This is a genomic window from Xenorhabdus indica (genome assembly GCF_014467235.1).
GTDB lineage: Bacteria > Pseudomonadota > Gammaproteobacteria > Enterobacterales > Enterobacteriaceae > Xenorhabdus > Xenorhabdus indica.
Map to the genome: position 1 here is coordinate 25,515 of NZ_NKHP01000030.1, position 7,991 is coordinate 33,505.

Below are 7,991 nucleotides of genomic sequence, written 5' to 3' on the forward strand. Positions count from 1 at the left end.
ACTCCTTACTTACTACACAGCAAGGAGTGAAGTTTCTTTATATGGTATATTTATTTGATTTTAAATCGTTTTTTTTGAAAAAAATTATAATTATTGGATTATGAATTGTTTACTGATTTTGTTAGAAAGTTATTGCAACCTTATCCTAATTTAATGGATGAGGACATTTCTAATGAAAAAGCGGTGCTCATTGCTTGTTAGTTTTATCGTAATAGTTTTGACATCAACTGTTCAAGCGTCAACTGTCATTTATACCGATCATCAAAATCCACCAAATAAAATTGACTCCAGAAAAGATATTAAAATTGTTTGGCTTGATGCTCCTGATGCACTTTCAGAAGATTGGTTTCGTTCTATGAATGTTTCTGTGAATGCAGATAACGCTTCTTTGATAACTAAATTATTACAGTCACCAGAATGGCGGGAAAAAGAGCGGGATATGGTAACAGCATATCAAGGAATTACCCGTGCCTGGGAACTTGGGATAAAAAAATATCCAGCCGTTGTAATAGATGATCGTTATGTTGTGTATGGCAGTACTGATATTACTCATGCTCAAACCTTGGTAGATACGTATCGTAGGGGGAGATAATTAATGAAAAGGCAGACTTCAGTGAGATTGAAACTATTGGTTGTTTCTATGTTACTGGGCGTAGTTAATACTCCACAGGCGGTTGCTAGTATTAATAGTGTTACTCTTGTAGCCAGTTCTATATCGCCATCATGTATTAGTTGGCGGGTAAAAGGGATCTGCTATTGGCTGTTCTGCACTCCTTGGGGGTGTAAAGTAAGAACTTCAGTAAAGGTAGAACATTTTATTCCAGAAGCTGTAGTATCCGCATACAATGCACCAGGCGGAAATCCATGGGTAGAAATGTCTATGATAAGTGGAGCCTCTGGAGGTTTGGAAAATACGGTTACAGGGGCATTGTCTGGTGTATCTGCGGGAGGTGGACATAATGAGCAGAAAATATCAAAGAGGAAGAATAATCTACATTTTAAATATGCTGATGCGATTGGGCATCCTGGATCATCTTTAATTGGAAATAGTATCCCCGGGTATTCTTGTAGTGGTGCTGCAACGCCGTTATATCCCTATTTTCTTAGTACATTAGATAGCTTTCCGTGGCGTTCAGGCATCCCTGAAACTTTATATCCTGAAGCTCTTATTCCTGGCAAGAGAGAGATTGGATCACAATATACAGGAAATATGTGGGGAAATGTTTATCCTCGCAGTGGTTTTGTTACACAACAAGATGATTATAAAGCTGCGGCGGTCGTAGCTCAGCGTGTCGCTGATATTATAACTCGCACAGGCCAGCCCCATTTTTATTCTCCCCTAAAAGCAAATAGAAAGCCTGGTTATTGGCCTCCTGATCCAGTTCAAGAAAATACAGGTACTAAAAATCATAAATGGCAGAGATTATCTCCTCAACTTAGTAATAGCTGTGCTGTTTTCCCTGATAAAACGGGGATAGTTGCTGAAAATGGTAATTACGCTTGGGCGCTTTGGCAACCATATAGTTGTTGTAAACGTCGTGGACAGAAATTTCTGAGTAGTACTAATTTTTAAGGGAAAAACAAAAATGAATAAGAAAATTATTTCACAATCTGTATTGATGGGTATTTTATTTATTTCGTATTCTTCTTTTGCTTGGGAAGATAATAAAATCGGCTACGGTAAAAATATAAGTGGCGCTGTATCAGATAAATTGTTTTATACAATTGGAGGGGGCACTGTTTTATCTCAACCACCTAACCGAAGTACTATGCAGCGTGTGGGAATAGGTATGGGATGGTCCAATGATTTGATGTGTGGAAATTTTGATTTAAAAACTACCGTTAATAACCAATTAAACGGTATTACAAATGGATTCAAAAATTTAATGGGGGAGGTTATTCAAGGGGCAACAGGAGCTGTAGCAAGTCTTCCTGGGTTAATCATTCAGCGAGCTAACCCTGGATTGTACGAAATGCTGACTAATGGAGTTCTACAGGCTAATGTTGCTTTTGATAAGGCACAATTTAACTGTCAAAACCTATCTAAACGAATGATGGATTTTTCTGATAATAGTAGGTGGTCACAAGCGGCTGTTATGGAAGAGTCAAAAACAATCGTGAATCAAGGTAGCAGTGATGCTGTTCGGACAAACAACCAGCTTAATAGTGCTAAAGGAGAGGCTGGAATCCCTTGGGTTGGTGGACAAAAACGAGGAGGAAAAGGGCAAAAGGCTATCCAACCAACACGTGATCTGGCTAAGGCTGGTTTTAATATGATGAATCATTTACCAGTAAACAGTAATCAAACTATTTCTACAAGTCAGTGTACAGGGGGAGCCTGTCAGAGATTTAAAAATAGTGAAGAAGCCGCACAAACTGTTGTGAAAATTTTGGGTGATCAATCAATTCGTACTTGTACAGACACCAGTCAATGTGCAGATGGAACAGCAGAAAATCAGCCTGGAAGTAGTGTAGCTGGAACTGGATTTGCACCAGTGATTGAAAAGACAGCTAAAGATAACCAAGAACAATTAGTTAAATTGGTCAACGGTAATATTGCTCCAACAACTGAAAATTTATCTAAGTTAAAAACGGGTAGCTTAGTAGTTACACGAGGTGTTATTCAATCATTAAGGCGAGATCCTGACAATGGCGCATTAGTACAGCGTTTGGCAGGTGAGTTAGCCATGGCAGACACAATTGAATTAGCGTTAACCATGCGCAGGATGCTAATGACCGGACAATCAGAACCTAATGCGGCGAATTTGTCACAAGCTGTCAAAGAGAGTGATCGCCGGATTGATATTCTTGATCGTGAAATTAATGCGCTAAAAAATGAAATGGAATTACGAAGAGAAATTTCTAATAACACTGTTTTGACTATTATTGAGCGCGACCATCAACGAACCTTAGCTAACCCACAAACTCAATCTCAGGATAACACAGATAATCGAGTAAATTCATTAGGTATTCCTGCTATGGAAGGAAATAAAAAATGAAAATTAAGCATTTTTTAAAATGGGCAATTTTTATTATCATTATAATGATGGGGCTATTATTTATCTCTCATTTAAGTTTGACTAATCATGATTTAGCCAGAAGTTTTAATCAATTAATGTATCATCGGCGCTATTTTTATTTTTTATGGCGGGTGCTGATATATATATTGATAGGTGTTTTTTTATGGGATTTTTGGAGATCAGGAAAAGTACCTTTAGAAGGAAAACAACCGTTTAAACGTATTGTGTTAATGTGCGTGTTATTTGTCCTTGCTAATGAAATGATAATTTGGACAAATAGCGGAGAGTAATCATGACCGCAAATAACTATCTTGAGTATTTTCTGACTCTTTTGGGTTGGATAATTAACAATGGCTTATGGAATATATTACTCAGTACAGGAATTTTTGTTGTGCCACTATTATTTAAAGTAGTGGGTATATGGCTAAAAGTACGTGAAGAAGGAGAAGATGAAGGGAATAAAGGAACTTTATCTATTGTTCGCATTGAAAATGCAATTTATGGTGCTTTTGTTGTAATGATTTTTTGTTGTGTTCCGCTTTTTAATGTCAGTCTTAGTACTATGCAAATCGATTCGAGTAGGAGCAAATATTGTGGAACGTGGACAGCAGCAAAACCAGAAGACTCTGGTTATAGAGGTGCTATTTCATCTTTAGACGATAAAACGGCTAAAGCGCCAATATGGTGGATGTTGATCCATAAATTATCTAAGGGGATTACTCAGGCTTCTGTTGTAACTATTCCATGCCGCCCAGACTTACGCCAGGTTCGTTTTGAAGTCCAGCATAGCTATATAAAAAACGGTGCGTTAGTCGCAGCATTACAGGATTTTACTAATGATTGTTATTCACTTGCATTATACGACTGGAAGAGTCAAGACCAAGGTAAAGAGTTGAATGAAAGTGTTTTGAGAGATGTAGAATGGCTAGGATCTCGAACATTTTTAAATGGGGCATACCAGATTTTGCAATCACGTACTCCAAGAGAGGGTTTTCCATGGGATTCTAAACGTGATGATGGTTATCCTAATACCGGAATAGGAGGATATCCGACTTGTGCTCAGTGGTGGTCAGATGAAAAAGTTGGATTGAGAAAATTAGTAACGGAGCAAGCTGAGCCGGGAATGTGGCTACGTGCAAAATCAGCCATAAGATTGATAAACGAAGATTCAAAGGAGTTTCAAGAAGCTGTTATTCGCCGTTTAGTCAGCCCCGCCAGCTTACAAGTGTCTCAGGGCAATTCTGTATATATGGGATATGGTGGTAATGCTGATTTCTTCACTATGACGAGTACGGCGACACGTGCTGGATCTATGGTAGGGCAAGTTATGGGATCATTAGCAATATTTCCAGCGCTAGACGCTATGCGGCAATCACTGCCTATGGTTCAGAGTTTATTGCTGATGGCTATATATGTAATGTTGCCTTTGATTTTAATGTTTTCAGCCTACGACTTTAAAACAGCAATTACATTAACATTTGTGATTTTTGCCTTGAATTTCTTAACGTTCTGGTGGGAATTAGCCCGTTGGTTGGATAGCTGGATGATCGAAGCGTTATATAGCTCAGATACACATAGCCGCTGGAACTTGATGGGAATACAAAATACTTCAGATGACATTATTATCAACTTTGTCATGGGGTCAATGTTCTTAGTATTACCCGCAGTTTGGATGGGAGCTTTATCTTGGGCTGGAGTCAAAGTCGGTGGAATGTTGGAAAACGGAGCGATGCAAAGAGGAACTGCCGAAACTAAAAACGCGGGTGGTCAAGGTGGTCAAGCGATAGTTAATAAATTGAAAAAATGATTTTTCATAACTGACAATACCGAAATGTTTTAATAAGGTTCTAATCATCATGTTGACAGAAAAAGAAAATAAAAAGCTTAATAAATGTCTTTTCCATTGTGTTGATATATCCGCAGATATAAGTCAATGTAGCTCGGAAGGTTTGGAGTTAAGAGGAATTTTAAATAAAAAAATTAAAAGTAATAAAGCAATAGATATAGATGTTCATGATTTTTCAAAGTTACCTTGTTCATATCCAGTAATTGAAAATACTTTCAAAACAGAAGAAACTATAGACGTTCTAAGAGTTTTTTGTATTGATCATGGTTACGATGCGCAGAGTCTTTATGAAAGAGAAGGTGTTTCATATTTTTCGGTATTTGCTTCAGTAGTTGATTTTATTCGTTACTTTGCTTGTATTAAGTGTGATGAAGTTAATCGATTTATTGATAAAATAGATGGTAAAACAATAAGTTATTTTATGATTAGTTTTCCGATGGATATCGTTAAGGTGTAATTTAAATTTAGCTGCTTGCATTGGAAAAGAACGATGATTGCAAATATGACTCACTTTGAATGCAGGCAGCTAAAGGTTACTATCTATCATTATGATCAATACTTCCATCAGGATAGTGATAACCATCCATCTCGTAATGTCCATGTTTCCAGGGACCCATATTAGGGAATATGTTTACTATAACAAAGAAAATAATTATTACTGATATAGTAATAATTATACTGAAACTTAGAATTGTTATAACAAATAAGCATAATGCAATTGCTGGAATATGACCGAGCCAAGCAGGGATGTTCAGAGATTTTGCTTTCTTAACAGTAGTTGCATCCCAAGCTTTTAGTTTTTTGAAAAACCATTTACAGAAATGTGCAGTATTTATTCCCCATTGTTCTCCACGTGACTCTGTTTTTGTTTTTTTCCTCATAATTACCCCCGTCTCTAACGTTCTTTTTCTACCTCAATATGTTAGGTTAATTTTTGCTCGTTGTCCATGAGGTGGATTAGATCAATGAGAAGTTAGATAAATCAGATTATTGTTCTATGTGCCGAAAAAAGTATAGATTCTACTTTTAATGTTCTATTTTTTATTACAGACAGGTGACTGCTTTTATTTTTGCCATTTCATTGTTTTTATAGTTTTCAAAGAAGAAATTTGATTTTAAATTGCATTTGTATGTGACTTTAAATGTATTTTAATTGTGTTTTAATGTGATGTTTTTTCCAAAAATAATGTTTGTAGGTTTTAAATATAATAATATTTTTTATATAATGTATATTGACATTTATTTGTTTGAATGTAATCTGTCTTGGAAATCCCAGTAAAAATAGCCTTCTCATAAAGCGGTATTAGATATAAATGCTGTAATTTTTGTTTCTTTCGAAAAATAGTTAAAACCTATTGTTGAATACCACCCATAGGAGTGGTTATTCAGTTAAGAGTAAACTTTATAGAAAGGATAATATAATGGCTGGACAAATCACGACAGTTCCTAATGATAAGAAAAATATTATCAAAGGGCAACCATTCAGTGTAGTTTTTACGATAACTGGTGAATCAAATATTACGGATGCGGTGACGGTCAGTATTGTTTCTTCACCGGGTCTGAAACTAATAAAGACATTCCCTGGCTCAGTTTATAAGAGAGTATTTTCCCAGCAATTGATATTCCTGGCCGATGAAAGCAGCAAGGATCATCAAATCAGCTTTACCACAAATTCTCCGAGCAAACTAAAAGGGGAGGTGACCTATCACTCTATCGACAATCCAGAGATGATACGAGACACTTGTGTACTGAGAGGAGCCTCGGCTTATTTGTACGATCCAAGTCCCGTTGCGTTTACTGGTCCAGCCCCAACAACCAACCCATTCATTTCAGCGTCAATCAATCCGATGATGAAAAAGGGAGGGGCAATTTCAAGCTATGATATTCCTCTTCGTGCAACAGCACCCCTGCGAATATTCACTGCGGAGGACATGAAGGAAATTCCTGCTTATGAGGTTGATCTGGAAAAACAATATTATTACTACCTGGTTAATAAACCATCAATCGATGCTGTTAACCTAAAAATATACGCAACTCAAAGTATCAGTCGGTTCGTCGGGATTGAGACGATCTTCAGCCAGATAGAATACAGTCAAAAAGAAACCATATTTATTAACACTATTAAGCTTAATACATCCGATAGCTTTGAACCGCCTGTTATTGAGGAAACATACTCATCTTCTAATTTAACAAGGCCGGATCAAACGGATAATTTCCATTTCATGATTCCAAATTATCCGGGCGCGAAATCCGGTGATTTCATCATCGGGTTTGTGACCGACGATGACAAAGACATTTATAAGAAACAGCTATGTTTTGGACAGTTAGAGCGTGAACAGAGCGGATATTATAAATTGTCAGCCGATTACGATAATCTATACGCGGGTGATAATTTTATCAGCTATGTTGGGCTTGACGAAAAAGGCAACACTGTAGGATCTAAGCTTAATTACATAAGCTACGATAGTGGCGGCAATAACACCCCAGATCCCAATGACACAAACCGAACTCTGGTTGCCCCAGAAGTCTATGATCAGTTCGGAGTATTTATTGGTATATATCAGGCAGTCAATATCAACAGTATTGGCCAAAAAGGGCTTGAGGTGCGACTGTTATCCGATTCGACGAAACCGGATACAACAATAGCCGCAGGTGACATGATCACGATTAAAGCTTATATCTCACACAGCATCGATACTCTCTCACCAGCCCGTCCTTTACCGATAGTAGTTATTGAAAATCACCCTGTGAAACCGAATGAAATAATAGATGGTTATTATAAGGTTATCATCAAACCTGAATTGCTGATGGGGTATGGCTCATCAGGGGGTGATGACGATAGCACTATCGCGATAGACTACAGACGTGTTGCTCAGAACCAGAAATCGAAACTTTATATCAGGAGTTTTGGTACAAGCTTTGGTACAGCAGAACCTTAACTAACCAAAATAAGTGGCAGCTAATAGCTGTCACTTTTTATTAATCCGGCGGCAGTTTATATCGTCATAGGAATAAAGATTTCATGCAGTTTGCAGCCACATAAACTCCGTTCGGTAATATCAAAATAATTAAATTAATTGGTCAGAGGTGATTATATGCCTATAAAAAACAGTCTGACGGCCCCT

General features: G+C 37.2%; 8 protein-coding genes. 7 read left to right on the forward strand and 1 reads right to left on the reverse strand.

Annotated elements, in window-relative coordinates:
• The first annotated feature begins 172 nt into the window (after positions 1–172).
• The 6 genes from Xind_RS17635 to Xind_RS17660 are packed head-to-tail and all read left to right on the forward strand — an operon-like array spanning position 173 to position 5,323.
• Entirely contained in the window at positions 173–592 is a 420-nt protein-coding gene (locus Xind_RS17635) for a TIGR03757 family integrating conjugative element protein (RefSeq protein ID WP_187650670.1), read from the forward strand.
• A 3-nt stretch (positions 593–595) separates the two neighbouring features.
• Positions 596–1,573 carry a TIGR03756 family integrating conjugative element protein gene (locus Xind_RS17640; protein WP_187650671.1) on the forward strand — a complete coding sequence of 326 codons (978 nt, stop codon included), beginning with the start codon at positions 596–598 and terminating at the stop codon, positions 1,571–1,573.
• A 46-nt stretch (positions 1,574–1,619) separates the two neighbouring features.
• A complete protein-coding gene (locus Xind_RS17645) occupies positions 1,620–2,999 on the forward strand; it encodes an integrating conjugative element protein (protein WP_246432605.1) in 1,380 nt (459 codons plus the stop codon).
• Positions 2,996–3,310: a hypothetical protein gene (locus tag Xind_RS17650; protein WP_187650673.1), complete on the forward strand. Its 315-nt coding sequence runs from the start codon at positions 2,996–2,998 to the stop codon at positions 3,308–3,310. Before Xind_RS17645 ends, Xind_RS17650 begins: the two co-directional genes overlap by 4 nt.
• Positions 3,311–3,312: 2 nt before the next feature.
• Entirely contained in the window at positions 3,313–4,827 is a 1,515-nt protein-coding gene (locus tag Xind_RS17655; RefSeq protein WP_187650674.1) for a conjugal transfer protein TraG N-terminal domain-containing protein, read from the forward strand.
• A 49-nt stretch (positions 4,828–4,876) separates the two neighbouring features.
• Positions 4,877–5,323, forward strand: a complete 447-nt coding sequence (locus Xind_RS17660; protein WP_187650675.1) for a hypothetical protein — start codon at positions 4,877–4,879, stop codon at positions 5,321–5,323.
• A gap of 79 nt (positions 5,324–5,402) precedes the next feature.
• On the opposite strand, the gene Xind_RS17665 is transcribed toward Xind_RS17660, so the two are convergent.
• Positions 5,403–5,747 carry a hypothetical protein gene (locus Xind_RS17665; RefSeq protein WP_187650676.1) on the reverse strand — a complete coding sequence of 115 codons (345 nt, stop codon included), beginning with the start codon at positions 5,745–5,747 and terminating at the stop codon, positions 5,403–5,405.
• A gap of 540 nt (positions 5,748–6,287) precedes the next feature.
• Here Xind_RS17665 and Xind_RS17670 point away from each other — a divergent pair.
• Positions 6,288–7,805 carry a hypothetical protein gene (locus Xind_RS17670; protein ID WP_187650677.1) on the forward strand — a complete coding sequence of 506 codons (1,518 nt, stop codon included), beginning with the start codon at positions 6,288–6,290 and terminating at the stop codon, positions 7,803–7,805.
• Positions 7,806–7,991: the final 186 nt, after the last annotated feature.

Coding starts and splice junctions, on each gene's coding strand:
- Xind_RS17635 (WP_187650670.1), top strand. CDS start 173: ATGAAAAAGCGGTGCTCATTGCTTGTTAGTTTTATCGTAATAGTTTTG.
- Xind_RS17640 (WP_187650671.1), top strand. CDS start 596: ATGAAAAGGCAGACTTCAGTGAGATTGAAACTATTGGTTGTTTCTATG.
- Xind_RS17645 (WP_246432605.1), top strand. CDS start 1,620: ATGGGTATTTTATTTATTTCGTATTCTTCTTTTGCTTGGGAAGATAAT.
- Xind_RS17650 (WP_187650673.1), top strand. CDS start 2,996: ATGAAAATTAAGCATTTTTTAAAATGGGCAATTTTTATTATCATTATA.
- Xind_RS17655 (WP_187650674.1), top strand. CDS start 3,313: ATGACCGCAAATAACTATCTTGAGTATTTTCTGACTCTTTTGGGTTGG.
- Xind_RS17660 (WP_187650675.1), top strand. CDS start 4,877: ATGTTGACAGAAAAAGAAAATAAAAAGCTTAATAAATGTCTTTTCCAT.
- Xind_RS17665 (WP_187650676.1), bottom strand. CDS start 5,747: ATGAGGAAAAAAACAAAAACAGAGTCACGTGGAGAACAATGGGGAATA.
- Xind_RS17670 (WP_187650677.1), top strand. CDS start 6,288: ATGGCTGGACAAATCACGACAGTTCCTAATGATAAGAAAAATATTATC.